Source organism: Vibrio sp. A2-1, assembly GCF_021728355.1.
Taxonomy (GTDB): domain Bacteria; phylum Pseudomonadota; class Gammaproteobacteria; order Enterobacterales; family Vibrionaceae; genus Vibrio; species Vibrio splendidus_K.
The window spans coordinates 12,658-36,602 of sequence record NZ_JAKKCO010000015.1 but is presented as its reverse complement, the minus strand read 5'-3'; the positions used below and the strand labels follow the sequence as shown (position 1 = coordinate 36,602).

The 23,945-nt window shown below is 44.5% G+C and carries 26 protein-coding genes; 19 read left to right on the top strand and 7 right to left on the bottom strand.

What is annotated here, in order from left to right; genetic code table 11:
• Positions 1-61: 61 nt before the first annotated feature.
• A complete protein-coding gene (locus tag L3V33_RS22765; RefSeq protein WP_114634112.1) occupies positions 62-889 on the bottom strand; it encodes a Cof-type HAD-IIB family hydrolase in 828 nt (275 codons plus the stop codon).
• A 215-nt stretch (positions 890-1,104) separates the two neighbouring features.
• Entirely contained in the window at positions 1,105-2,085 is a 981-nt protein-coding gene (locus L3V33_RS22760; protein ID WP_171309424.1) for an alpha/beta fold hydrolase, read from the bottom strand.
• A gap of 81 nt (positions 2,086-2,166) precedes the next feature.
• Between L3V33_RS22760 and rhtB the strand changes: the two genes are divergently transcribed.
• The 7 genes from rhtB to L3V33_RS22725 all read left to right on the top strand — a co-directional run bounded on the left by rhtB (position 2,167) and on the right by L3V33_RS22725 (position 8,686).
• A complete protein-coding gene (gene rhtB, locus L3V33_RS22755; RefSeq protein ID WP_004736604.1) occupies positions 2,167-2,784 on the top strand; it encodes a homoserine/homoserine lactone efflux protein in 618 nt (205 codons plus the stop codon).
• A gap of 43 nt (positions 2,785-2,827) precedes the next feature.
• Complete coding sequence (locus L3V33_RS22750; protein WP_004736603.1) at positions 2,828-4,048, top strand: EAL and HDOD domain-containing protein; 1,221 nt, start codon at positions 2,828-2,830, stop codon at positions 4,046-4,048.
• 99 nt (positions 4,049-4,147) lie between these two features.
• Positions 4,148-4,489 (top strand): metalloregulator ArsR/SmtB family transcription factor, encoded by a 342-nt coding sequence (locus tag L3V33_RS22745; protein WP_017104736.1) that lies wholly within the window; start codon positions 4,148-4,150, stop codon positions 4,487-4,489.
• A 41-nt stretch (positions 4,490-4,530) separates the two neighbouring features.
• The gene (locus tag L3V33_RS22740) at positions 4,531-5,532 is read left to right on the top strand and encodes an ArsJ-associated glyceraldehyde-3-phosphate dehydrogenase (RefSeq protein ID WP_171313192.1); all 1,002 of its coding nucleotides are present in this window, start codon (positions 4,531-4,533) and stop codon (positions 5,530-5,532) included.
• 173 nt (positions 5,533-5,705) lie between these two features.
• Positions 5,706-6,215 (top strand): cyclin-dependent kinase inhibitor 3 family protein, encoded by a 510-nt coding sequence (locus L3V33_RS22735; RefSeq protein ID WP_237291235.1) that lies wholly within the window; start codon positions 5,706-5,708, stop codon positions 6,213-6,215.
• Between the two features lie 97 nt (positions 6,216-6,312).
• Positions 6,313-7,533, top strand: coding sequence for an organoarsenical effux MFS transporter ArsJ (arsJ, locus tag L3V33_RS22730; protein WP_237291234.1), 1,221 nt, complete (start codon positions 6,313-6,315; stop codon positions 7,531-7,533).
• A gap of 139 nt (positions 7,534-7,672) precedes the next feature.
• Entirely contained in the window at positions 7,673-8,686 is a 1,014-nt protein-coding gene (locus tag L3V33_RS22725) for an acyltransferase (RefSeq protein WP_237291233.1), read from the top strand.
• Positions 8,687-8,745: 59 nt separating this feature from the next.
• On the opposite strand, the gene L3V33_RS22720 is transcribed toward L3V33_RS22725, so the two are convergent.
• Positions 8,746-9,075, bottom strand: coding sequence for a DUF2500 domain-containing protein (locus L3V33_RS22720; protein WP_004736596.1), 330 nt, complete (start codon positions 9,073-9,075; stop codon positions 8,746-8,748).
• 244 nt (positions 9,076-9,319) lie between these two features.
• Here L3V33_RS22720 and L3V33_RS22715 point away from each other — a divergent pair, with 244 nt between their 5' ends.
• The 4 genes from L3V33_RS22715 (at position 9,320) to L3V33_RS22700 (ending at position 12,369) form a co-directional block, all read left to right on the top strand.
• Positions 9,320-9,694: a DUF4145 domain-containing protein gene (locus L3V33_RS22715; RefSeq protein WP_102478820.1), complete on the top strand. Its 375-nt coding sequence runs from the start codon at positions 9,320-9,322 to the stop codon at positions 9,692-9,694.
• 926 nt (positions 9,695-10,620) lie between these two features.
• Positions 10,621-11,241: a lysoplasmalogenase gene (locus tag L3V33_RS22710; protein ID WP_029405933.1), complete on the top strand. Its 621-nt coding sequence runs from the start codon at positions 10,621-10,623 to the stop codon at positions 11,239-11,241.
• A gap of 90 nt (positions 11,242-11,331) precedes the next feature.
• Positions 11,332-11,568, top strand: coding sequence for a YecH family metal-binding protein (locus L3V33_RS22705; RefSeq protein ID WP_017063767.1), 237 nt, complete (start codon positions 11,332-11,334; stop codon positions 11,566-11,568).
• A 216-nt stretch (positions 11,569-11,784) separates the two neighbouring features.
• On the top strand, positions 11,785-12,369 hold the full coding sequence (locus L3V33_RS22700; protein ID WP_009848232.1) for a YhgN family NAAT transporter: 585 nt from the start codon (positions 11,785-11,787) through the stop codon (positions 12,367-12,369).
• Positions 12,370-12,442: 73 nt separating this feature from the next.
• On the opposite strand, the gene L3V33_RS22695 is transcribed toward L3V33_RS22700, so the two are convergent.
• Both L3V33_RS22695 and rsmD read right to left on the bottom strand, forming a co-directional pair.
• Positions 12,443-12,709, bottom strand: a complete 267-nt coding sequence (locus tag L3V33_RS22695; protein ID WP_009848233.1) for a DUF1145 domain-containing protein — start codon at positions 12,707-12,709, stop codon at positions 12,443-12,445.
• A gap of 10 nt (positions 12,710-12,719) precedes the next feature.
• Positions 12,720-13,322, bottom strand: coding sequence for a 16S rRNA (guanine(966)-N(2))-methyltransferase RsmD (gene rsmD / locus L3V33_RS22690; RefSeq protein WP_017104730.1), 603 nt, complete (start codon positions 13,320-13,322; stop codon positions 12,720-12,722).
• 230 nt (positions 13,323-13,552) lie between these two features.
• Between rsmD and ftsY the strand changes: the two genes are divergently transcribed.
• The 6 genes from ftsY to glpG all read left to right on the top strand — a co-directional run bounded on the left by ftsY (position 13,553) and on the right by glpG (position 19,199).
• The gene (gene ftsY, locus L3V33_RS22685; protein WP_237291232.1) at positions 13,553-14,800 is read left to right on the top strand and encodes a signal recognition particle-docking protein FtsY; all 1,248 of its coding nucleotides are present in this window, start codon (positions 13,553-13,555) and stop codon (positions 14,798-14,800) included.
• A 77-nt stretch (positions 14,801-14,877) separates the two neighbouring features.
• A complete protein-coding gene (gene ftsE, locus L3V33_RS22680; protein ID WP_004736585.1) occupies positions 14,878-15,555 on the top strand; it encodes a cell division ATP-binding protein FtsE in 678 nt (225 codons plus the stop codon).
• Positions 15,542-16,510, top strand: coding sequence for a permease-like cell division protein FtsX (gene ftsX, locus L3V33_RS22675; protein ID WP_004736584.1), 969 nt, complete (start codon positions 15,542-15,544; stop codon positions 16,508-16,510). Before ftsE ends, ftsX begins: the two co-directional genes overlap by 14 nt.
• A 177-nt stretch (positions 16,511-16,687) precedes the next feature.
• Entirely contained in the window at positions 16,688-17,545 is an 858-nt protein-coding gene (gene rpoH, locus L3V33_RS22670) for an RNA polymerase sigma factor RpoH (protein WP_026012297.1), read from the top strand.
• A gap of 429 nt (positions 17,546-17,974) precedes the next feature.
• A complete protein-coding gene (gene glpE, locus L3V33_RS22665; RefSeq protein ID WP_004736711.1) occupies positions 17,975-18,295 on the top strand; it encodes a thiosulfate sulfurtransferase GlpE in 321 nt (106 codons plus the stop codon).
• Positions 18,296-18,353: 58 nt separating this feature from the next.
• On the top strand, positions 18,354-19,199 hold the full coding sequence (gene glpG / locus L3V33_RS22660) for a rhomboid family intramembrane serine protease GlpG (protein WP_237291231.1): 846 nt from the start codon (positions 18,354-18,356) through the stop codon (positions 19,197-19,199).
• Positions 19,200-19,287: 88 nt separating this feature from the next.
• Here glpG and L3V33_RS22655 read toward each other — a convergent pair whose 3' ends face one another.
• On the bottom strand, positions 19,288-19,695 hold the full coding sequence (locus L3V33_RS22655) for a flagellar basal body-associated protein FliL (protein ID WP_004736708.1): 408 nt from the start codon (positions 19,693-19,695) through the stop codon (positions 19,288-19,290).
• Positions 19,696-19,857: 162 nt separating this feature from the next.
• Between L3V33_RS22655 and L3V33_RS22650 the strand changes: the two genes are divergently transcribed.
• A complete protein-coding gene (locus L3V33_RS22650) occupies positions 19,858-20,400 on the top strand; it encodes a chorismate lyase (RefSeq protein WP_004736706.1) in 543 nt (180 codons plus the stop codon).
• Positions 20,401-21,255 carry a 4-hydroxybenzoate octaprenyltransferase gene (ubiA, locus tag L3V33_RS22645; RefSeq protein ID WP_004736705.1) on the top strand — a complete coding sequence of 285 codons (855 nt, stop codon included), beginning with the start codon at positions 20,401-20,403 and terminating at the stop codon, positions 21,253-21,255.
• A 103-nt stretch (positions 21,256-21,358) separates the two neighbouring features.
• Here the strand turns inward: ubiA and plsB are convergent, their stop codons facing one another.
• Positions 21,359-23,782, bottom strand: a complete 2,424-nt coding sequence (plsB, locus tag L3V33_RS22640; protein ID WP_004736704.1) for a glycerol-3-phosphate 1-O-acyltransferase PlsB — start codon at positions 23,780-23,782, stop codon at positions 21,359-21,361.
• Between the last annotated feature and the right edge of the window lie 163 nt (positions 23,783-23,945).

Sequence of the window (23,945 nt, the reverse complement as noted above, 5' to 3'; positions counted from 1 at the left end):
TTCAAAAAAGGCAGCCATTGGCTGCCTTTTTATTTATTCAGATCTCTTCGACGAGATGAGGTTAGAGCAGGTGCTTTTCTAGGTAGTGCGCAACGGCGTCGTCTGCGCTGCTGCCAATCACTTCATTGTCTGGCAAAGCTTTAAATACTTTCTCATGCGATGTACCCATCACTAAGCCTTTGCCTGCCATAGCCAGCATCTCGGCATCGTTCATTCCGTCACCAAAGGCAATACAGTTATCCAGTGTCAGGTTCAGTGACTTCGCAACAGCGTCTAAGGCATGGCCTTTAGAAACTTCAGCGGCCATCACTTCTAAACACCAAGGCGTTGAAAAGGCGATGTTCAGCTTGTCGCCAAAAGTATCTCTTAGCTTTTGTTCAAACGTGACGAGATATTCGTGGTCCTGTTCTGGGTGAGTGAAAAAGACTTTCGCAATACCTTCGCTTGGTGCATTTTCTGCTTCAAAGCGCTTGTAGCTAAAGCCAGACTCACTGTGGAATTTTGCCAGCATTTCGTCTTCACGGTCCAGTAGCCAATCTTCATTCTGGTACATGTGAATAAAGAGATTTGGATCTTGGCGAACAATATCGATAACAGGTTGAACGAGTTCCTGAGGCACGTTCTGGCTATACATCAGTTGATCGTTCTGGTCATGCACGCGTGCACCGTTTGAAGTGATCATGTACGCCGGAATACCTGCGATCTGACGAATACCCGCCACATCGACGTGGTGACGACCCGTAGCGAAGATAAAGGTATAACCTTGGTCGTGTAATTTCTTAAGTGTTAGCTTGGTAAAGTCGCTGAGCTGATGGTTGGGAGCCAAAAGCGTACCATCTAAATCAGAAGCAACAATTTTCACGGAATCTTTTAGTGCAGGAATACTCATTTAACCCTCATTGCAAAAATGCTTAACCAATATCGACGCTAGCCAACGCTAGAATCGTTTTAACTACAATATCTCTAGGTAGAAATTGTATGCCAATTTCATGCAAGAAAAGAGGGCAAAGCTCACTTACTTCTCTTCCTCTTTAGCACTTATGTTCTTGGTCGGTTACTCAGCTTATTCGCTTATTCGCTTATTCGCTTATTAGTTTATTAGCTCTAGGCAAAAAACTGATTGATAGCATTCAGTGTTTGATTGCGATATTCGTCTTTCTCAAACAGCACCTCATGCTTAGACCCTTCAATGGCCTTAAACTGGCAGGCTGAGTTGGTTTTCCTCAGTTTATTGATGAACTTCACTTGAGCGCTGTTGCTGACAATCTTCTCTTCTCCAGCTTGAATCAATAACAGTGGGATCTTGATTTGACGAGTTTGTTGTATCGCCTGCTTCGCTGCCATTAACCCTTGCCATACCCAGCGAGTGCTTGGTCCGCCAACCTGCAAAGAAGGGGACCCGTCATACAAGCAACGAAACCAGTGATAGCGTACCTTGCTGTGGCTGAGTAAGTTATTTTCGAAGGGCTTAGAGTAGTACGCTTGCTGCCCCGGGGCATAAGTCGGCTTAGCATAGAAAGCGGTGAGTACTTGCCCAACAACCATCGCGATGGGCTTGAAGTACCATTCAGTCTTAATCCCAAACATCGGAGCGCACAGAGTAACTTTGTCAAATGGGTGATCGGGGTGAGTTTGTAGATAGCGAGTAGCTATGGTGCTGCCCATTGAATGTGCCAGTAGGTAGCGATTGGAGTATCGGCTTAGGTCAAAACTGGCAATGACGTCAGACATGTCTGAGGCGTAATCATCAAACTCATGAATGTGACCAATGTCAGAGTCTGTTACCATACGTTCCGACTGGCCTTGACCTTGGTGGTCAAATGAATAAACGTCATAGCCTTGCTGATAAAAATCATAAAAGAGTTCTTGGTATTTCAAGCAACACTCAATGCGGCCATTTGAAATAACAATGGCTTTGGTGTGCATTGGTGAGGTTAGGCTACACCAGTACAGCTTCTTTTTACCTGATGATGTGACATACCCATCTTTACGTTGTTGCCAAAGGGCAGGGATCGGGTGTTTAATCGCTTGCTCGAACTCAGGTTCTTGCGTGTACGAAAATGGGGCGGCACTGTGGTTTTCCATGGGAAATTACCTGAACTGATGCATGTGAGAGCTTTATCGCTACTAATGTTGTTAGATTAAAGAACTAGTAAGGAAATGCAAATGGATACTCATGTTTGGCTTGCTTATGTCGTCACGGCGATATTGTTTAGTTTGGCTCCGGGCTCAGGTACCGTTAACTCAATCAGCAATGGGCTAAGTTATGGCACCAAGAAGTCACTTGCGTCGATCGCCGGCTTACAGCTCGGTCTTGCATTCCACATCATGCTGGTGGGTGCAGGTATTGGTGCTCTGGTGGCTCAATCTGCGTTGGCGTTCACCATCATCAAATGGGTAGGTGTGGTTTACCTTGTTTGGTTGGGTATTCAAAAATGGCGTGATAATTCTAGCTTGGTGGCTTCAGAAGAAAGCTCAACGCTATCGAGTGGTAAGCTGCTTAGAAATGCCGTGCTTATCAATCTAACTAACCCAAAATCTATCGTGTTTTTGGTGGCTCTGTTTCCTCAATTTATCGATCCTACACAACCGCAAGCACCGCAGTTATTAGTGTTAGGAGTTACAACAGTATTCATTGATAGTGTTGTTATGTTGGGCTACACATCATTAGCTTCACAAATGGGACGTTTTATTCGTTCTGATCGTATAATGAGTAAGATAAATAAAATATTTGGTGGTATGTTCATGGGTTGCGGTGCCTTGCTTGCTGCCGCTAAAGCTTAGTAAAGCAATACAGTTATAGATGAATCAATAGAGTTATAGATAAATGACCGCTACCTACGTTGCTCGACAACCTATCTTAAACCGTAACAAGAACACGCTTGGTTATGAGCTGTTGTTTCGCGACGGAGAAAGGAATGCCTACCCAGCGCATATTGAGTCTAATCGAGCAACGTACCGTCTGATTGTTGAGAACTTCTTATCGGTTGGGCATAACCCTTCGATTCCATCTTCGCGCTGTTTTATTAATTTCCCTCATCAAAGCTTGATTCGTCGGCTTCCTTTAGGCTTGCCGAAAGACAAGGTTGTGGTCGAGATTCTTGAAACCTGCCAACCGACGGATGAGCTGTTAGAGGCGGTCAAAGAGCTCTATCAAGCGGGGTACATGATTGCCCTAGATGACTTTACCTCTACGCCAGAATGGGAACGATTCCTTAAATACACGCATATTGTTAAGCTCGATATCATGCAAATGGGCTTGGATGAAGCGTGTGATTTGGTAAGAGCTCATCAAGGGAAGAAGTTTAGCTTTCTGGCTGAACGAGTCGAAACTGAACAAGAGTTTAAGCAAGCGAAAGAGGCGGGTTTTAAGTTCTTCCAAGGGTACTTCTTCAGCAAACCTGAAATCATCAAGACCAAGTACATTAGCCCTGAGCAAGTAATTGCGATGGAGCTGTTCCAAGAAGTGTGTAAGCCGGAAGTCAACTTCCAACGTGTCGAAAGCATCGTCGCGAAAGATGTCGCCTTATCGTATAAGTTACTGCGTTTTGTGAATACCATGTCACCTCGCCTTGAGGTCACCATCTCTTCGTTCCGCCAGGCTTTGGTTTATCTGGGGCAAGAGAAGCTGAAAATGTTTGTCTCGTTGGCAGTGGCGTCTTATGTCTCTGATAAAAAGCCAAAAGAGCTATATGGCTTATCGCTTCAGCGAGCTCAGTTCTGCCAACGTATGTCTCGTTATCAGGCATTTGAAGGGCATGCCGAGCAAGCCTTTATGATTGGTTTGTTCTCGTTGCTTGATGCGCTGCTCGACTTGTCGTTAGAGAATTTAGTTGAGCAACTGCCTTTGTGTAAAAGTATCAAGGTGGCTCTGTTACGTAGAGAAGGGCCATATGGAACCTTGCTGGCCCTTGAAGAGAGCTTTGAACATGCCGATTGGCAGCAGATGGATGAGCACTGTGCTCATTTAGGATTGAGTGTGGAACAGGTTAAAACTGAGCTCACCGAAGCTCGACGCTGGAGTCATAACGTAACCAATCAGCTCTGATTTATCTTCGTTAAACTTTTATGACAATTATAACGCACGCCTTGACGTGCGTTTTTTTACACCTATCATATATGCATATCCATATATGAGTATGTAGTTATGCTTCCTCACCAATTTTTTAAATTACTGTCCGATGAAACGCGAGTGCGTTGCTTAATGTTGATAGTGCGCAATGAGTGCTTGTCTGTTGGTGAGCTCACTCAGGCATTGCAAGAAAGTCAGCCAAAGGTTTCACGCCACCTTGCGCAGTTGCGTTCAAACGGCATTTTGACTGATGTTCGCCAAGGACAATGGGTGTTTTACCGCCTGTCACAAGATTTACCAGGTTGGATGTTAAAGTTAATTGACGATCTTATCGCATCGAACTGTTTGAAAACTGAATACCAGCAAGATATTGAGCGCTTAGAAGCCATGACTTCACGCCCTCAATGTTGCGTTTAATTTAATATTTTTAGATTCACCACGAGCTGAGAGAATAGAAAATGACAGTCAAAGTAGGTATCAATGGTTTTGGTCGTATCGGCCGCTTAGCACTTCGCGCAGGGTTTGATTGGGCGGAAATCGAGTTCGTACAGATTAACGATGTGGCTGGCGACACCGCGACATTGGCTCACCTTCTTGAGTTCGATTCGGTTCAAGGTCGCTGGAACCACGAAGTCGCGGTTGAAGGCGATGAGATGATCATCAACGGTCAACGCATTAGAACTACGCAAGAGCGCGACATCGATGCGATCGATTGGTCTGGTTGCGATGTTGTCCTTGAAGCGACCGGTGTTCACCGTAAGGCCTCTTTCCTAAATAAATACCTTGAGCAAGGTGTGAAGCGCGTTGTGGTATCGGCGCCAGTGAAAGAAGAAGGTATTGCAAACATCGTTGTCGGTGTGAACGACAATATCTTCGACCCAGCTGTACATAAAATCGTAACCGCAGCATCTTGTACAACCAACTGTCTCGCGCCAGTGGTTAAAGTGATCAACGAGAAGCTGGGTATCGAAAATGCAGCTTTCACCACTATTCACGATCTAACCAATACGCAAACTATTCTTGATGCGCCCCATAAAGATTTACGTCGTGCTCGTGCATGTGGCATGAGCCTTATTCCGACAACAACGGGCAGTGCTAAAGCGATTGTTGAGATCTTCCCTGAGCTTGAAAACCGCATCAATGGCCACGCGGTTCGTGTACCACTAGCTAATGCGTCTCTAACTGACATTATCTTTGAAGTGAAGCAAGACACCACGGCAGAAGAAGTCAACGCGATGCTGAAAGAAGCGTCTGAGAACGAACTAAAAGGCATTCTTGGTTTTGAAGAGCGTCCACTGGTTTCTATCGATTACAAAGGCGACCAACGTTCAACCATCGTAGATGCACTCTCAACCATGTTAGTGGGTAAGCGCATGGTTAAGATCTACGCTTGGTACGACAACGAGATGGGTTACGCGACACGTACGGCAGAGCTAGTACGTACAGTTGGCCTAGCTTAATACTCTTCATACTTGAAGCTGCAAGCGTTGTTAACTGCGTAAGTTCACCGGAGCGCCGGCCGCCCTAATCACATAGAACCCCTATGCTCATAGGGCTGAACTTACTGGTTGCCTAGCTGCAACTCCAATTATTTTGAGTATCGGTCTATATACAAAAGAATTTTAAGAGATTGATGACGATGACGAATTCTCAAGTACACCCAACATGGCAGCTAGATTTAAAAACAGGTGCGTTAGTGCTTACTCCGTGCCCTGGTACTAAAGGCACTGACCTAGATGCATCTCTAGCGCAACTTAAAGCGCAAGGCGTAGAAGCTATCGTGACAGCACTTGATGACCATGAGCTTGCAAGTAAAGACGTGGCGGCACTTGGCGAAAAAACACGTGCGCTAGGCATGCAATGGTTCCAGGTCGAAATTGAAGACGACTGTGCACCGGGTGCTGATTTTGCTGCGAAATGGCAAGCGGCTAGCCCTGCGTTGCATCAAGTGGTTGATAACGGCGGCAAGGTTGCGATGCATTGTATGGGCGGTTCTGGCCGCACGGGCTTACTAGCTGCACACTTATTGCTAGAAAAGAACTGGGACATGAGCAAGATTGTTCAAGAGGTGCAGGCACTGCGTCCGGGCGCATTTACTAAGCCTATTCAGGTTGAATACATTAATGGCGTAGCGAACAGCTAATAAGCCATTGTTGTTATACAAGGAGCTTTTGATATCTGGAGTGTTGAACTCATCATGATCCAAAAGCTCTTTTTGTTTAGATTGCAGAGATAGCGTTATGTTTTCAAATCTAAGTAAGAGCGTTCGCCAATACATGTTGGTGACTTTCAACTACTGGAACTTCACCATTACTGATGGTGCACTTCGTATGCTGGTGGTTCTGTATTTTTACGACCTTGGCTACAGTTCACTAGAAATCGCCTCACTGTTCCTTTTCTATGAATTCTTTGGTGTGGTGACCAACCTAATCGGTGGCTGGTTAGGGGCGCGTCTTGGGCTCAATAAGACCATGAACATCGGGTTAGGGATGCAAGTCGTCGCCTTGGGTATGCTCGCGGTGCCAAGCGCAATGTTGACTATTCCTTGGGTCATGGCGGCGCAGGCGTTGTCTGGTATTGCTAAAGACCTCAATAAGATGAGTGCCAAGAGCTCAATCAAAACCTTGGTTCCGGATGAGCAGCAAGGTGCACTTTATAAGTGGATTGCAATTCTGACCGGATCTAAGAATGCACTGAAAGGTGCTGGGTTCTTTATCGGTGGCTTACTGCTTTCGACGATTGGTTTCCAATACGCAGTGCTAGCGATGGCTGTTGTGCTGACATTGGTGTTCATTGGCAGTTTGGTGAGCTTAGAAGCGGACATGGGCAAAGGGAAAACCAAACCTAAGTTTAAACAAATCTTCTCTAAGTCTGAATCCATCAATATCTTGTCGGCTGCGCGTATGTTCCTGTTTGGTGCTCGTGATGTGTGGTTTGTGATTGCTTTGCCGATTTACCTCGGCAGTGTGTTTGGTTGGGATCACTCATGGGTGGGTGGTTTCTTAGCAGCTTGGACAATTGCTTATGGCTTTGTACAGGGCATAGCGCCGAAGATTACCGGTAAAGCCCAAGGCAAGGTGCCTGATGGACATGCAGCGCTATTATGGGCGGGTGCGTTGGCTATCGTGACTGCCTGTATTGCCTATGCGGTGCAAATTGGCTGGCAACCCGAGTTCGTTATTATCGGTGGCTTGATGGTGTTTGGTGCCATCTTTGCGGTGAACTCATCGGTGCACTCATATTTGATTGTGAGTTATGCGAAAGGCGATGGCGTTTCTCTTGATGTCGGTTTCTATTACATGGCAAACGCGATGGGTCGCTTGATTGGCACGATATTGTCGGGCTTGGTATTCCAAATGGCCGGTTTGTCTGCGTGTCTGTGGGTATCTTTTGCGTTCTTAGCGATAACGACGGTGATCTCTCTGCGTTTACCTAAAGTGCCGCAAATCTCAGCAGCATAAGCTTCAGCCTCACGTACTAAATTCACACGAGCCAAATTCGCGATAAGCCTCTCCTTTAACACTAAGCTGACTTGGTATTTATTCCGGTCAGCTTTTTTATTGCTATAGTAGAATGATTGAATATTAATCAGGCATTTACATGAAGCAGCGAATTCTCTTTTTTGATTTAGCACGATGTGTCGCGGCCATAGCAGTTATCGCGATTCATGTTTTGGCGCCTTATCGGAATGAATTAGGCACCATTCCTTTCGGTGAGTGGCTGACCGCCATTACGGTGAACGGTTTCAGTCGTTGGGCGGTGCCGGTGTTCATCTTGATTACTGGTGCTCTGATGCTGAGTGATCAGCGCCCGTTTGACGCCAAGTACTACCTCAAGCGTCGTCTGGGTAAGGTGCTGATCCCTTTCATTGTCTGGTCGCTTTTCTATACCTACCTATCGGGTTGGTCGGTCATGGGCTTCGATGCTGCCGTCAGTTGGGATGTGCTACTCAATAGCTATCATCACTATACCTACTATCACCTTGGCTTCTTTTATTACTTCATCCCACTCTACTTTGTGATTCCTTTTTTACAGATCATGGTCAGAAAGTACGGTGATAGATCTGTCTATGCCTTTACGGCGGTATGGTTGTTCACTACGTTATTGTTCTTATTGAAAATCGATGGCCCTTGGAGTCACGAATTGTGGTTGTATACCGGTTACTTACCATTGGGTTACTTGCTGTATAAGATTGTGCCACTTAACAAGATGACAGTTGGCGTGAGTGTGTTACTGGGTGGGCTAGCGTTACTAACCACGGTTTACATGGTGGTTGATGCAAGCTTGGTGACAGAAGAGTACACGGTAGGGCGCTGGCTATCTTACAAAACGTTGAATACCGTATTGGCAGCGAGCATGGTGTTCATGGTATGTCGTTATTATGGTGAAGGCTTGTCTGAGAAGAGCAATCAAGTGGTTGGTTTTATCAGTAAACACAGCTTAGGTATTTATCTGCTGCACCCGATTTTCTTGTGGCCAATGAAAGAGTTCGGTTGGTACCAAGGACACCCTGCTTGGGTTATTCCATTATGGATCGTGATCAGCGGAGCTGGCGCGTTATGGATGAGCTGGTTGGTCTCTAAGTCAGAGAGAACGCGTTGGTTATTGCCTTAGCTGTAGGGGCTAAGGCTTTTTGATGGGTTGCTTAGAGGAGACAGTTGAGGCGGCTAGGGTTAGCGCTTCAACGCAAAGTGTAAGAACTTATCGCCTTGGTAGGTTAAGGTTCCTTTGTCGCCAGGGTTAAGGGCGTGGAAGTAGTGGATGCCGACTTGGAATTCTCGTTTTGGACCAACGACACCACGTTGAACGTAAATCCAGTACTCTTGATCTTCTTGGCCTGGTTCTGCATCAGGAAGGTCGATGGATTGTTTGTCTAATACCGTGACATTCACTTTCTTTTCTGGCGCATTTTCACCTTGCGAGTGTTTTCGATAGAAACCAATAAATACCCAAGCCGCTAGACCAGCAAGTGCAAAGATGGCAAAAAAGAGTGAATTAGGCATATAACCTCCATGTAGTCGTGATGGTTATTCTAGTCTTTCAAGCAATAGGGATATGTGTTTAAAGCTGTTATTCGTGAACTGTTGTAAGCCAAGCTGATTATTTTTCGGCAGACATCACATTTAGTGGCTTGTTTGGGATAAAGCATTGTTATTTATTGTCTCTTTCTCACGTAAATATCAGTAAATTTGTATAAAAATAAGGGAATGCTCGACTAGAATTATAGTGTGGAGTGGGAGGGCCAAGATGACCGATATTGAAAAAGTGGTGACAAGAACTCGCAATATAGAGAAGTTATTGAGGCTTCAATATCATGCCGAAGGCGAAGGATTGCATGAGCTTGTAACAAGCTGTGAAGAAAGGCTACCGCACGATATGGTGAGCAAGCTGCGTTATATCGCAACGTGTCGTAATAAGGTAGTCAATGAACATGAGGCTAAGTTGGAAGACCAACATAAGTTCATCATGATGTGTAACGACTGTGAGAAGGAGCTGACTCCACGTAGTGGTCGTTTTATCTGGAGAGTTGCGATCTTACTGATGATGGCAATGACTTTAGTAGCCGCGGGTTTCTATTATGCGAACTGGGATGTGCTAACACTGCATCTGTTTTCGAAGTGAAAAAATTGAACAAAAAAGGGACGCTCATGGCGTCCCTTTTTTTATTTGTAACTTGCTTAGTACATCATCGGTAGTGTCATTAGACCTACAACTACCGCGATCATTACAAGTCCTTGTCTCTGCGAAGATGAAATCATAACACTACTCCTAAATTTGGTTGTCTCTCGCTATGTTTTAAAGAATAGCACTACTTATAGGTTTAGATCAAGAATTACTTTCGAAAGCTTTAAAAGTAGTAGAAAACTATTAGTTTTTGGCTTGTTTGGGTGTGTTTAACTGTATCTTTTGGTGTGTTCTTATTTTATACGTTGTGCTTCATGTTTATCCATTTTTAATTTAAGTTGTTGTTTTATAATGGTCATTTTGTGTAATTTATATTGTTAAAGGTTGTTAAACTGTATTAATAGGGGTTGGTGGTTTCTGGCTTTGATTTTGTTCTGTTTTAAATTTTTCGGATTGGTTTTTGTAGGAATTTTTACAGAGGACTTGAAAAAACCTGACAAAGTTGGGTTTTAAGAAAGCAAGCCACTTACTTTGTAAGTCTAGAGTGATGTAGTGTTTTCATTTCCCTATTAATTCTGGATTTGTTTGTTTAAGTTGTTGTTATAATTAATCTTAATTGCAGAGTTTTTGAATTTTCAAGTGTGGCATTTGATGATATATGGGGGTTTTATAAGGAGTCTATAGGTTAGAAGTGACTAAAATTGAAGTCTGGACGCTCTAATGCCAATTTAAATAAGTTTGTCGATGAATCGCTCTAGTTTTAAAAGAATAGCCATAGTCATCATAGTAATTGTTACGACTTCAATCTAAAGAGGCTCTTTTTAGTGGAAGCGTAATCAAGATCCAATTTTGAGGGGCTGAGGCTTTACATCAACACTCGTGTGCCTAGACTGGCGACGATTTAAAGCAATGGGGCAAATGGTATGTGGAGTTGGTTGGCGGTTTCCTTATCTGGTATCGGAGCAATAGCAGGAACGAAACATGGACATATCGGTCAGGCCTTGTCGTATAAGGTATTTACCTTTGTATTATTGGCGACCATTGCTTTAACTCAATCTGTCGTTTCTGACTTTACCTATTGGATAGTCGCTGGGTTGGCGATCTCTGCAATCGCAGATGTCCTTCATACGGTTACTCAAAAGCGTCCTTTGCATTTTGTGTGCTTCTTATTGGCTCAGCTCTGTTACAGCAAAGCATTTTGGTTACAGCTATCAGGAGAAATGGTCTGGTGGTTGTTCGCGCTCCTATTAGCGGCTTGTGTCGTTGCTTTCTTCTTACTTCTGCCTCGCTTAGACAAACTCGTCTTTCCTGTGGTCATCATGGGTATAGTGCTTATTCAGCTTGCATGGGCTTCTGGTGAGCTCTGGTTGCTTGATCCTCAATTGTCACATGCGGTTGGTTTTGCTGGCTGTAGCGTGTTACTACTTTCGGCACTGGCGTATGCGCTAAATTTCTATCGTAGCCCAATCAAAGGTGCCTATTTTTGGGTGACGGGCAGTTACTTTCTCGCGCACGCTCTCATTGTTGCTTCCCTTACCATTTAGGGTAGAGCTAGCTTAATTCTGAGCTACATCAAGGCAGCTAAGATGAAAGTAGGTACTCTACGTCCACTTCATTAAACATGAGATAGAGTTATGACTACCGAAATTCATGCACACAATGTTTTAAACCTACTGAGTGAAAAGCCCCTGACCCGTGAAGAGTTGACGCAAGAGCTCGCTCAAACTTACGGCGCAGAAGCTCGCTTCCATACGTGTAAGCTAAATGGTCTGGATTTAGAAGGCCTGCTGAAATTTTTCCTGAAGATGGAAAAAGTCGTAGTTGTTGATGACAAACTTTGCACCAATCGCGAACGCGTGTGTAACCACTAATCTCGAGTAACAACTGGTTTTTTGAGCCCTTTGACTTTTATATAAGAAGAGTGGATGCGATGTTTCGGCTCCACTCTTTAAATTATATCTTCTAGCTTTCTATCTGCTCTCGCAAAATTCCCTTCTAATTACGTAAATTAATCCTTTTATTACTGCGTTCGAAAATCAATGTTGAGGCTGCTATACTCCGCGCACTTACGCTTTCGAGACAAACTTATGGAAATTTTATCTGCAGCGACCATGCTGTTTCTTATTATGGATCCGCTTGGCAATCTACCAATCGTGCTCTCTATCCTTAAGCATATTGATCCGAAACGTCGCCGTATTGTTCTTGTTCGTGAACTGATGTTTGCGCTGATTATCCTGCTGTTGTTCTTGTTTGCTGGCCAAAGCATTATGAACTTCTTGCACGTGCAGCCTGAAACCTTGAGTATCTCTGGTGGTATTATTCTGTTCATCATCGCGATTAAGATGATTTTCCCTAGTGCAGGCAGTATTACCGGCCTCGCGGCGGGTGAAGAACCATTTATTGTGCCGATGGCGATCCCAATGATTGCTGGCCCTTCAGTGATTGCGGCATTGATTCTGTTGTCGACACAGCACCCTGACAACATGTTAGAGCTTTCAGGCGCAGTGATGCTGGCTTGGGGCGCGACCTTCTTTATTTTGATGTTTAATGGCTTCTTCCTACGAGTACTGGGTGAGAGAGGCCTTAAAGCCATCGAACGCTTGATGGGCTTGTTACTGGTTATGCTGTCGACGCAAATGTTCCTAGATGGCGTAAAGGGCTACATGGGGTAACATCAGTATCATTGCTGAATAAAAAAAACGCCGCTCAAATGAGCGGCGTTTTTGTATCTGAGCTTAAGTTTTATTACATCATGTGTTTGCGTCTGATATCGAGGAGAGCAAAGACTCCGAAAATCAATATTGACCACTTCTCCCAACGTGACATTTCGATCTTATCGCCAAAAGCACCGATGAAAATCAGCATCTGCAGGCCGTGCATGAAGAACAAGAATGCTGTCATGATATAAAGCGCAATCGCAGCATTACCTGGGAATGGGTAGAAAATATTTGCGATTAAGATAAACCAAACAAAGGCGATGGCCGCTTTGGCTAATGGAAGCAAGAACTTCATTCAATAACTCCTATTCTTCAGTGGTTCGATTAAACAGACGGTAGCTCGACTGCCCCGTGGTCTTATCGCGATGCAATTCCCAGTTCTCTGGCATTGCTTCGAGTTGTAATTCTTTTTCTGTCTCAACGTAAATGATGGCATTGTCGGCAAGCCAGCCATTGCTCTCAAGAAGCTCCACAGTTTCAGCTAATAAGCCTTTACGAAATGGAGGATCAAGAAAGACCATATCGTAAGGAGTCCCCGGCTTTTTGAGGAAAGAGATCGCATCGGTGTTCACCACGTTGATGTTGTCTGCTTTGAGCTCTTTTGCATTATCAGCAAGCTGCTTAGCGGCCTTCTGATTCATTTCTAGCAGCGTCACTAATTTTGCTTGGCGAGAAGCCGCTTCAAAACCTAGGCCGCCAGAACCGGCAAATACATCCAAGCAAGTTGAATGTGGGATATCTTGAGCCACCCAGTTAAAGAGTGTCTCTTTTACTCGGTCAATGGTTGGGCGTAATCCTTCTAAATCATGAACAGGCAGCTTTCTACCTCTCCATGAGCCACTAATAATTCGAACAAAGCCTCCGGATGGCTTTTTTTGTGATGTGTTTTGCTGGCGACGTCTTACCATAGATTTTTTGACCGCTAATAAAGTGATACTATACCGAGCCCAATTTAAGTGGGTTCGAGTATTAAATAAATTTGCAATGACAAAGTGTATCAAGCTAAAAGCAAACTTATCACTGCTTTGTCATTTTTCTTTACTATTCGTTTGTACAAGCTTGTATTGTATAACAATAGCAAAGAGTCGACGTGTATTAAGTCAATACAGCTAATTAGTAGATCTAGGAAACTCCTCTGATGACGGAAAAAAAGAAGCGCGGATTATTATCGTGGCTTGGTTTTGGTGACGAAGAACAAAGCCCAAAAACTCAGAATGAAGCGAACGTAGAAAACGTTGAAGATCAAACTGAAGTTGAATCACAAGTCGAGGTTGAACAAGCCGAGTCTGAACTAGAGGTAACTACGCCAGTTGAATCTAAGCCAGTTGATTCAGAGCAAGCGCTTGAAGAGATTCAGCAAGAGCAGCAGCCTGTCGTAGCAGAAGCAGAAGCAGAAGCAGAAGCAGAACAGGAAGAAGTTGCTGTTCCTCAAGCTCAGGTTGAAGAAGTTCAAGATAAGCCGACAGAAAGCTTCTTTGCGCGCCTTAAGCGTAGCCTTAGCCGTACTAAAGCAAACATCGGTGCTGGCTTCTTTGGCTTGTTCAAGGGTAAACAAATCGATGAAGACCTGTTTGAAGAACTAGAAGAGCAACTTCTGATTGCAGACGTGGGTATGAATACCACGGTTAAGATCATTGAAAATCTGACAGAAAAAGCATCTCGCAATGACCTAAAAGACGGTGAAGCTCTATATGGTCTGCTCAAAGAAGAGATGGCAGATATCTTAAGCCAAGTGGAACAGCCACTGGTTGTTGATACGACTAAAACACCTTACGTTATTTTAATGGTTGGTGTGAACGGTGTTGGTAAGACAACCACCATCGGTAAGCTGGCTAAACAATTCCAAAGTGAAGGCAAGAAAGTGATGTTGGCGGCGGGTGATACCTTCCGTGCAGCAGCGGTTGAGCAACTTCAGGTTTGGGGCCAACGTAATAATGTTCCTGTGATCGCTCAGCACACAGGTGCCGATAGCGCGTCTGTTATCTACGATGCCATTGAAGCGGCGAAAGCGCGTGGCGTTGATGTTGTGATTGCCGATACTGCAGGTCGTTTGCAGAACAAGAGCAACTTGATGGAAGAGCTGCGTAAGATTGTTCGTGTAATGAAGAAAATTGATGACTCTGCACCGCACGAAATCATGTTAACGCTCGATGCAGGTACCGGTCAGAATGCGATCAGCCAAGCGAAGCTGTTCAGTGACGTGGCACCAGTAACGGGTATTACGCTCACTAAGCTAGATGGTACGGCGAAAGGCGGCGTGATTTTCTCAATTGCTGACCAGTTCCAGATTCCAATCCGCTACATTGGTGTGGGTGAAGGCATTGATGACCTGCGTCCATTTGAGTCTAAAGACTTTATTGAAGCACTATTTAGCCGTGAAGAGTAACGCGAGTAGCAAAGTGGTTTATCCTTAACCTGCTACCGTTTTAAATTTGATATGAGTGATCGTAAGAGGAATTTTCGGTGATCAAATTTCAGCAAGTGAGCAAAGCCTACCGAGGCGGACGACAAGCGCTCCAAAAAGTGGACTTTCACCTTAAACGTGGAGAGATGGCTTTTTTGGGTGGGCACTCTGGAGCTGGTAAAAGTACCTTGCTGAAGTTGATCTGCGCCATCGAGCGTCCAACTGACGGACGTGTTTGGTTTAACGATCACGATATCACTCGTATTCCAGCTAAAGACATTCCCTTCTTACGTCGTAACATCGGGATTGTTTTTCAAGACCATCGCCTACTGATGGATCGCTCGATTTTTGATAACGTCGCACTGCCTATGCGTATTGAATCTATTTCTGAAAATGAAATAAAACGCCGAGTCAGCGCTGCGTTGGATAAAACCGGCTTACTAGACAAAGCCCGTTGTTTGCCAAGCCAGCTTTCTGGTGGTGAGCAGCAACGCGTGGGTATCGCTCGCGCTGTGGTTAACCGTCCAACTCTGCTTTTAGCGGATGAGCCGACCGGTAACCTCGATCCTGAATTATCTAACCGTGTATTACGTTTGTTTGAAGAATTCAACCGCGCAGGTGTCACGATCATCCTAGCGACGCACGATATCGGGTTAGTGAACACTCGCCCTCAGTACCGTCATCTTGAATTAAACCAAGGCTTTTTGAGTGAGGTTGAAGACTATGGCCGCGAATAAGCGCATTAAAAAACCTCAATCCAATCGAGCAGCAAACCGGGCTTCAAGCGACGGCTTCTTTGTTGTTCATTGGAAACAAGCTAAGTCATCGTTCTCGCAAATGTGGCAACGTCCGTTGGGCAACTTGTTGACCCTTGCGGTGATCTCAATGGCTTTGGCGATGCCAGCTTGTTTGTACCTACTGGGTAAGAACGTTGGTGAAGTGGCTCAAGATGTCACCAGCCCGTCACAAATAAGTGCTTATGTAGAGGATGGTATTCCTGAGCCGAGAGTAATGGTGCTTAAGGATGAAATTGAAAGTTGGGATCAAGTCGAGCTGGTGGAATACATTTCACCGCAACAAGGGCTTGCGGATCTAAGCCAGTATTCTGGTTTTGAAGATGCCCTGACTATCCTAGATGACTATTCATTGCCAGGTGTGTTGGTGATTACGCCAAGCGTGCACAGTGATGTCTTAATCAAAGAATTAGCAAGCAACGTTAAAAAACAAGAGCTAGTGACCGATGTTCGTTTAGACGAAGATTGGTTAGCTCGATTAGATGCGATCAAAGCATTAGCAGCGGTCATCGTTATTACCCTAACGGTATTGATGTTGGGCGCGGTATTTTTGATTATTGGCAATACATTACGCTTTAATGTGTTGGCGCATAAAGACGAGATTCAAACCATGAAGCTGATTGGTGCCACCGACAGCTACATTCTTCGACCATACCTTTATGCTGGGATGTGGTTTGGCGTTTTAGGTTCGATTAGTGCTTGGGTTATGACGGCATTGATTACCGTATTGCTCAACAGTGCAGTGGATGATTTGGCTCAGCTTTATGATAGCCATTTCCGCTTAATTGGCCTGAGTTGGGATGAGTCTTTATTACTTTTGATCGTCGGAACCCTGCTTGGTAGTGTGGCTGCGAAGCTTTCTGCACAGCGTCACCTAAAAGAAATTGAACCAGTTTAGGTGAATAGAGTCATATTTATACGAAAAATAGGCAGTTCTTAACCAGTTTTTGCCTTGTATAGACGAATTGATTATGCATAATTACTTCCCCCTCCTTGAAACCTGTTCATTTTAGGTTCAAGATTGTCGGGTTTTAATAGATGTATTACTCCAGATCAGAGATTGATGAGGAACCGAATGGCAAACCAAGCGTATCAAATGGCTTTAGTCACACAAGATAGTTTAGATAGCTATATCCGCTCAGCGAACAGCTACCCTATGCTGACTCCTGAAGAGGAACGTGGACTTGCAGAGCGATTACATTACAAAGGTGAGATCGACGCTGCGAAAGGCTTGATCCTTTCCCACCTAAGATTCGTGGTGCACGTTGCAAGAGGCTACTCTGGCTACGGGCTACCAATGGCTGATCTCGTCCAAGAAGGTAACATCGGCTTGATGAAGGCTGTTAAGCGCTTCAATCCAGAAGTTGGTGTTCGTCTAGTCTCTTTTGCTGTTCACTGGATCAAAGCTGAGATTCATGAGTACGTTTTGCGTAACTGGCGTATCGTTAAGATCGCAACAACGAAAGCACAACGTAAATTGTTCTTTAACCTTCGTAAGTCTAAAAAGCGTTTAGGTTGGTTCAATAACGGCGAAGTTGAGACGGTTGCACGTGAGTTGGGTGTTGAGCCTTCAGAAGTTCGTGAGATGGAATCACGCTTAGCGGCACAAGATGCTACGTTTGAAGCCCCGATGGATGACGATGACGGTGGTTCTGCTTACACGGCTCCAGTTTACTACCTAGAAGACAAAGCATCAGACGTTGCAGAAACGGTTGAAGCGGCGAACTGGGAATCTCATACCAATAATCGTTTAGGACTCGCATTGAAGAGCTTAGACGAACGCAGCCAGCACATTGTGCGCTCACGTTGGTTGGATGATAACAAGTCGACACTGCAAGACTTAGCTGATACCTACAGCATTTCTGCAGAGCGTGTTCGCCAGTTAGAAAAGAATGCGATGAAGAAATTGAAACAAGCCGTTGGCGATTTCTAATCGCATCTAGCTTCTATCTAATAGTAGAGCTAGCAAATCGCTGAATTTTGAAAAGGCCGAGATCGAGAGATCTCGGCCTTTTTGTTTTGGATCGATTTCTCAATTTTTGCGATCGAAATTTGCAAAGTGATTTTGTGGATAACTCTGTGAGAAGTTTATTCGTCAGCTGTCTAAAAGCAGGGTGTAGTAAGGCTTTGAAGGGGTTTTTCGAGTGGGGATATGTTTCAGTTAACCCACAGCTAGATCAGGATCATTACTACATGTTGTGGATCTATTTTTAAAAAAGCACTTTATTCACGCAATTCACAGGTTTATCCACAAATGGTGTAAAAGTGATCGCTGGTGGATAACCTTATTAAGTGGATGTGATTGTTAGCCTTGGGATAGGTTACAATGGCAGCAAAGTAAATCAGTATAAAAGAGAAAGTCATGGACCAGTTTAAACATATCGATGTTAAAGGTGCTCAAGCCCTTATTGAACAAGGCGAAGCTCGACTTGTCGATATACGTGACCCGCAGTCTTTTGCGGTAGCTCACTCAAAAACCGCTTACCATCTTACTAACGATACGATGGTGTCGTTCATGGATGAGGTTGAGTTCGAACAGCCAATCTTAGTGATGTGTTATCACGGTATTAGTAGCCAAGGTGCGGCACAATATTTAGTGAACCAAGGCTTTGAAGAGGTATATAGTGTTGATGGTGGATTTGAAGCTTGGCATCGTGCTGAACTTCCAGTGATCGCGGGTTAATAGCCTTTATCACTTGAACCGCTTCAAGCATCTCTCATAGCATGAATAGGAAGTAACAATGATTAGATTGATGGTGTTAGACAATCCACGTCTTGCTCAAGCGTTTATTGATTATATGGCCTCTCGTCTGATCCCTATTCAGATGTCACCTGAGGGAGAAGGGCGTTTTGCTCTTTGGCTTCTTGATGGTCAATATCAGGTTGAAACCGAGGCCGAGCTCAATCGTTTCCTGTCGGAACCCAATCATAAGCGCTATCAAGCAGCATCTTGGGACATGGCAGAGACCAGAAAGAGCAACTTTCATTATCACACGCCAAGTTTTATGGGCATGTTAAAAGCCAAAGCGGGCCCCGTGACACTCAGCCTGATGTTGGTGTGTGTGGTAATTTTTGCACTACAGCAAGTCGGTTTTGGTCAAGCTATTTTCAACGCCCTACATTTCCCTGCGGTTGACGGACAACAATGGCAATTGTGGCGTTGGTTAAGCCATGCTGTTCTGCACTTCTCTGTTATGCATATCGCATTTAATATTTTGTGGTGGTGGCAGTTAGGTGGGGACATTGAGAAAAAACTAGGTAGCCTCAAGCTACTTCAGATCTTTGCTGTCTCTTCTGCGCTTTCAGGTGCTGGGCAGTACTGGGTTGAAGGGGCGAATTTCGGTGGTTTGTCTGGTGTTGTGTATGCCTTGGTTGGCTATCTATGGGTGGTGGGTGCAAAAGCCCCTCAGCTTGGTTTAGGTATTCCAAGACAGATCGTCGGCTTTATGTTGGTGTGGCTAGTGCTTGGGTACATGCAACCGTTCATGGCCATTGCAAACACAGCTCATTTGGCTGGCCTAGCCGCTGGTGTCATTATTGGTTGGATTGATGCTATGAAAGCACCGAGTTCAGCACGAAGTGAGTAGATGCTTTTTGGCAGTAGCTAAATAATAGAGACAAAAAAAAGCGGCCAGATGAGCCGCTTTTTTATTTGGATTCGTTTTTACATCATTATTACTGATAAAGGTATTTGGTAAACAGTAGGTCAGCAATGAGGGTTTTGCCTGTTTCAGGAAGCAATACCTTGTTGAGATGTTCAACTAAGGTTTTTCTTAAATCTTCACGACCAGATAGAGACTTAATGGTTTCTTCGTTTTGTTTACCGAGCAATTCAATCACAGCATCACGAATCAGTGGTTGGTGGTGCTCAATGGCTGCCAAGTCGTTACTATTCGCAACCATAATATCGAGGCGAACCTGAATGTAGCCCAGTTTTTTACCTTTAGTGTAAAAATTGGTGGTCAGGTCAGGCTCTAGCGTGAAGTAGGCTAGTTTGGGTGCCGATTCCTCTTCAGCGAAACTTGATGCTGAAAAGAGTAGGGTAATCGCAAGAAATATTTGGGCTACATAACGTTTGTGCATATTTGTGACTTTTCTTTAGTTTATTCGCGATATTCGAAACGCATTAGTCTTGTTACAATGAGCGGTCTAAATCTAAATACGTTTACAATTCGAAGAACGCTTTAATTTTGTTCGAAAGTTGAAGCTTTATTGTACGTGTAAAGTCACCTATTGAATACTAGTATGAATCAGCCAATATCGCTGTATCTTAATTCGTTAATGAATGTAGATTGGCAAAGTACAGAAACATTTGATTTTCCTAATAAAATTACCAGAGAGTGGCTTTTGGAGCAAGGTTCTCTTTCCCGCAAGTTGGGCAAGAGCTGTCAGCACCTGTCTGTTGAATTGCTTCATAATCAAGTTGTAGAACGCTCAATGCTACAACAGGACGAGGAACTTCTTTTATCATCGTTTGATTGCTTACTGCGTAAAGTGATTTTGAAGGGTGATGATGAGCCGTGGGTGTTAGGGCGAACCTTGATTCCTCGAGTCACATTAGAAGATCATCAGCACTCTGACCTTTCTCAACAAGGTAATGTCCCACTTGGTTTAACCGTGTTCAGCGCTGAGAACGTGGAGCGAGATGCGCTGCAAGTCGGTTGGGTTATCGCAGGCGATGAGCGACTGCTCGCGCGTCGTTCTCGATTATGGATGAACCATAAACCGATGCTTGTGGCAGAACTGTTTTTGCCAACATCACCCATTTACTCTAAGGAGAGTGTGTAAATGTTTGCCACCAAAGCGAAGGCGTATTGGCAATTAACGCGAATGAATCGCCCGATTGGTACCCTGTTACTCCTTTGGCCGACCTTATGGTCGCTGATTATCGCCGCGCAAGGCATGCCTGATTTTGATGTCTTGGTTGTTTTCGTACTCGGCGTGGTATTGATGCGTTCAGCTGGCTGTGTGATCAATGATTTTGCTGACCGTAAAGTGGATGGCCATGTAAAACGCACCAAGCAGCGTCCATTACCTTCCGGTTTGGTTTCTAGTAAGGAAGCTATTCTGCTCTTTTTAGTGTTAGCCATGGTTTCATTCTTACTGGTGCTAACCATGAATCCGCTGACGATTAAGCTTTCTGTTATCGGTGTTGGCTTAGCTTTCATTTATCCTTTTATGAAGCGTTTTACGCACCTTCCACAGTTGTTCCTCGGCTTAGCGTTTAGTTGGGCAATTCCAATGGCTTGGGCGGCGCAAACTAATGAGCTACCTAGTGTGGTCTGGTTTATTTTTATTATCAATGCGCTGTGGACGATTGCCTACGACACACAATATGCAATGGTTGACCGAGATGATGACTTGAAAATTGGTATCAAATCGACGGCTATTCTATTTGGTCGTTTCGACAAGCTTATTGTTGGCTTCTTACAGCTAGTAACGCTGGCGATGCTAATAGCGTTAGGCATGCATTACCAATTAGGAGATACCTTTTATTGGGCACTGCTGGTTGCGGGGGGCTTGTTTGTGTATCAACAACATCTGATGCGCCATCGTGATCGAGACTTATGTTTCCAAGCTTTCCTAAACAACAATTATGTTGGAATGGCAGTGACAGCAGGTTTATTCATTACCTTCTGGTAAGCACGAGTTTTTTGCTAAACGAACGCTCAATAAAAAGGCACCCAATGGGTGCCTTTTTTGATCGTGTTCAGTCTAGTGATTAAAGCAATTGTTAATCAAGCGATTACTCTGCTTGGTGGATACTCTCTTGAATCGTCAGACGGACCTCTGGGTAAAGCATTGAGTAAAGAAGCTTAGCGAATTGCTGAGTCTTTTCTAAATCGCAGTTACCATCGTTATCCAAATATTGCTGCTGTTTCAAGGTTGCGAACATCGACGCAAACACGCCTTTATCGAAGAACTCTGGTGCATTAATGCCTTGTAGACGCCCCAGTCGTTGTGCGATGTCTTGGCTCTTCTGCTCAAGATCAGATTTATCCAGATCAGGGTTTTCTGCCAATAGGTTCAAAGCAATAGAGTAGCGCTGTAGCGTTTCTGAAATCGTACGGCCTAACAGCATCAGTGCTTGGCTGTTTGATTGGTTGATGGTGACTTGGTTGTCCGACACCACAAGCATACCTTGGCCAACAAGCTCTTCAATGATGTTCGCCACCACGCTTTCCAGCTGATCTTCGTCGTAGCTTAAGAACAACTCTTTCTTCAAGAACGGGTAGATAGCAGCAACGTTCTCTTGAATCGTGTCAATGGTTAGGCCGTGCTGACGAATGGTCATCTGAGCAATTAATGATGGTAGAGCAAACAAATGAATGATGTTATTACGGTAGTAGGTCATCAGAATTGACTGGTGACGGTCTAGCGAAATGATGTCGCCCATTGAGTCTGATTCAATTAGGAATTTGTTCAGCGATTCAGCGTGTTTTACCAGATCTTCAGCGCTGTCTTTTGGTACCGTAAATGTATCAGAGTAAGGTACGTTCTTAAGCAGAGATAGGTAACAGTTGATCTGAGAAACCAAAGAATCACGAGACAATGCACGCTGTCTTGAAGCCAGTAACGCCGTTGCACAAAGTGTTAGTGCGTTGGTCGCTGCTGCATCGTTAATGTGCGTCATCATTTTGGTTGCCAGGTCATTGACCACTGGATTCATCCATTGTGGCTTGCTGGTTCCCATTGGATCGATATCTTTAGTCCACTCTGGAGCGTGCTCGTTCAGATATTGGTTAAGCTGAATCGGCTCACCAAAGTTCACGTAGCCTTTACCAAAATTGCGCAGTTTACGGAGCGTACGAATCACTAGGCTCGCATTTTCTTTTTCTTTGCGCTTACCACGAAGTTCTTTTGCGTAGGTCGCCACTTCCATTACGTGCTCATAGCCGATGTACACAGGTACTAACGTCACTGGACGGTTCATGCCGCGCAGCATAGCCTGAATAGTCATCGCCAACATGCCCGTTTTCGCTTGCAGTAGACGACCCGTACGAGAGCGACCACCTTCACTGAAATACTCGACCGAGTAACCTTTGGCGAACAATTCCGCCAGATATTCACGGAAAATAGTCGAGTACAGCTTGTTGCCTTTGAAGCTACGACGAATAAAGAACGCACCACCATGACGGAAAATAGGACCGGCAGGGAAGAAGTTCAGATTGATACCCGCAGCGATATGCGGTGGCACCATGCCTTCGTGGTAAAGCACGTAAGAAAGCAGTAAGTAATCCATGTGACTGCGATGACAAGGCACATAAACAATCTCGTGACCATCTTGAGCCAGCTTACGAACGGTTGAAGCGTTGCTGATATGCAGGCCTTGATACAACTTATTCCACAACCAACCAAGAATCTTCTCACCGCGTTTGATTAGCGAGTAAGAGAAGTTCGCAGCAATCTCGTCCATGATGTCTTGAGCTTCTTTGCTCGCTTTCTCGATCGAGATGTTCTTTGCTTGTGCTTCATCTTCAATCGCTTTCTTGATCGCTTCAGATTTTAGTAGGCGGTCAAACAGAGCTTGGCGACTTGGCAGGTTAGGGCCTGATGCCGCCAATTTTTGGCGAGAAAAGTGAATACGTGCCACGCGCGCCAGTTTGTGTGCGATGGTATTGTCGGTGCCGTGTGAGTTAGCCATGTAACGTAGAGAAACCACAGGACTAAAGCGAACCAAGCAGTCACGACCTGCCAGTAATACCGCTTTTGATTTCTCTAAGCCGTTCATTGCTTGTAGGTAAGGTTTCTGGTTATTCTCTTTACCAGGCTTACGCCCCCACAATACAGTGGCAGGGATAACTTGAACGTCGAGATCAGAGTCTTCAGCATGCAGTGAAAGCAGCTCAGAGAAGACTTCAATTGATGAGCTTGGTACATAATCATCGTCTTGCAGTAGAGTTTTGCGAGAAGAGATAAAAACGTAGCGTTGCAGTGATTTGCCATTGATTTCAAGCTTGCTCAACGGATCAGGTAATCCTAATTCAAGTGCATGTTTTTGCAATGTAAGAATGTCTACACTTGAGCGAAACGGTAAGGCGTATACAATCGGTTTGCTCAAATCAATGTTCAAATCCTCAACAGGGTTTGAAGGAATTGATGTGCCCTTTACCAATACGGATAAAGGTAGCTTCATTAATGAACGTGAAAAAGATTGTCCAGAAGACATATAGGTTCACTGCCTCAATAGTTATTTCAATGTGCTCAAGCGTATCTCTATTTCTATGATGAAAAGGATAAATCCTGTGAGTGAAATAGGGATAAGCCTAGGCGTAAATTTAATCGATGCAAGAATACCAGAAACTGGTCTAACCTTTTAATGGAAATAGTCA

What these genes read in the sequence shown, in the direction of transcription:
- L3V33_RS22765 (WP_114634112.1), bottom strand. Translation starts at nt 889, where the DNA reads ATGAGTATTCCTGCACTAAAAGATTCCGTGAAAATTGTTGCTTCTGAT.
- L3V33_RS22760 (WP_171309424.1), bottom strand. Translation starts at nt 2,085, where the DNA reads ATGGAAAACCACAGTGCCGCCCCATTTTCGTACACGCAAGAACCTGAG.
- rhtB (WP_004736604.1), top strand. Translation starts at nt 2,167, where the DNA reads ATGGATACTCATGTTTGGCTTGCTTATGTCGTCACGGCGATATTGTTT.
- L3V33_RS22750 (WP_004736603.1), top strand. Translation starts at nt 2,828, where the DNA reads ATGACCGCTACCTACGTTGCTCGACAACCTATCTTAAACCGTAACAAG.
- L3V33_RS22745 (WP_017104736.1), top strand. Translation starts at nt 4,148, where the DNA reads ATGCTTCCTCACCAATTTTTTAAATTACTGTCCGATGAAACGCGAGTG.
- L3V33_RS22740 (WP_171313192.1), top strand. Translation starts at nt 4,531, where the DNA reads ATGACAGTCAAAGTAGGTATCAATGGTTTTGGTCGTATCGGCCGCTTA.
- L3V33_RS22735 (WP_237291235.1), top strand. Translation starts at nt 5,706, where the DNA reads ATGACGATGACGAATTCTCAAGTACACCCAACATGGCAGCTAGATTTA.
- arsJ (WP_237291234.1), top strand. Translation starts at nt 6,313, where the DNA reads ATGTTTTCAAATCTAAGTAAGAGCGTTCGCCAATACATGTTGGTGACT.
- L3V33_RS22725 (WP_237291233.1), top strand. Translation starts at nt 7,673, where the DNA reads ATGAAGCAGCGAATTCTCTTTTTTGATTTAGCACGATGTGTCGCGGCC.
- L3V33_RS22720 (WP_004736596.1), bottom strand. Translation starts at nt 9,075, where the DNA reads ATGCCTAATTCACTCTTTTTTGCCATCTTTGCACTTGCTGGTCTAGCG.
- L3V33_RS22715 (WP_102478820.1), top strand. Translation starts at nt 9,320, where the DNA reads ATGACCGATATTGAAAAAGTGGTGACAAGAACTCGCAATATAGAGAAG.
- L3V33_RS22710 (WP_029405933.1), top strand. Translation starts at nt 10,621, where the DNA reads ATGTGGAGTTGGTTGGCGGTTTCCTTATCTGGTATCGGAGCAATAGCA.
- L3V33_RS22705 (WP_017063767.1), top strand. Translation starts at nt 11,332, where the DNA reads ATGACTACCGAAATTCATGCACACAATGTTTTAAACCTACTGAGTGAA.
- L3V33_RS22700 (WP_009848232.1), top strand. Translation starts at nt 11,785, where the DNA reads ATGGAAATTTTATCTGCAGCGACCATGCTGTTTCTTATTATGGATCCG.
- L3V33_RS22695 (WP_009848233.1), bottom strand. Translation starts at nt 12,709, where the DNA reads ATGAAGTTCTTGCTTCCATTAGCCAAAGCGGCCATCGCCTTTGTTTGG.
- rsmD (WP_017104730.1), bottom strand. Translation starts at nt 13,322, where the DNA reads ATGGTAAGACGTCGCCAGCAAAACACATCACAAAAAAAGCCATCCGGA.
- ftsY (WP_237291232.1), top strand. Translation starts at nt 13,553, where the DNA reads ATGACGGAAAAAAAGAAGCGCGGATTATTATCGTGGCTTGGTTTTGGT.
- ftsX (WP_004736584.1), top strand. Translation starts at nt 15,542, where the DNA reads ATGGCCGCGAATAAGCGCATTAAAAAACCTCAATCCAATCGAGCAGCA.
- rpoH (WP_026012297.1), top strand. Translation starts at nt 16,688, where the DNA reads ATGGCAAACCAAGCGTATCAAATGGCTTTAGTCACACAAGATAGTTTA.
- glpE (WP_004736711.1), top strand. Translation starts at nt 17,975, where the DNA reads ATGGACCAGTTTAAACATATCGATGTTAAAGGTGCTCAAGCCCTTATT.
- glpG (WP_237291231.1), top strand. Translation starts at nt 18,354, where the DNA reads ATGATTAGATTGATGGTGTTAGACAATCCACGTCTTGCTCAAGCGTTT.
- L3V33_RS22655 (WP_004736708.1), bottom strand. Translation starts at nt 19,695, where the DNA reads ATGCACAAACGTTATGTAGCCCAAATATTTCTTGCGATTACCCTACTC.
- L3V33_RS22650 (WP_004736706.1), top strand. Translation starts at nt 19,858, where the DNA reads ATGAATCAGCCAATATCGCTGTATCTTAATTCGTTAATGAATGTAGAT.
- ubiA (WP_004736705.1), top strand. Translation starts at nt 20,401, where the DNA reads ATGTTTGCCACCAAAGCGAAGGCGTATTGGCAATTAACGCGAATGAAT.
- plsB (WP_004736704.1), bottom strand. Translation starts at nt 23,782, where the DNA reads ATGTCTTCTGGACAATCTTTTTCACGTTCATTAATGAAGCTACCTTTA.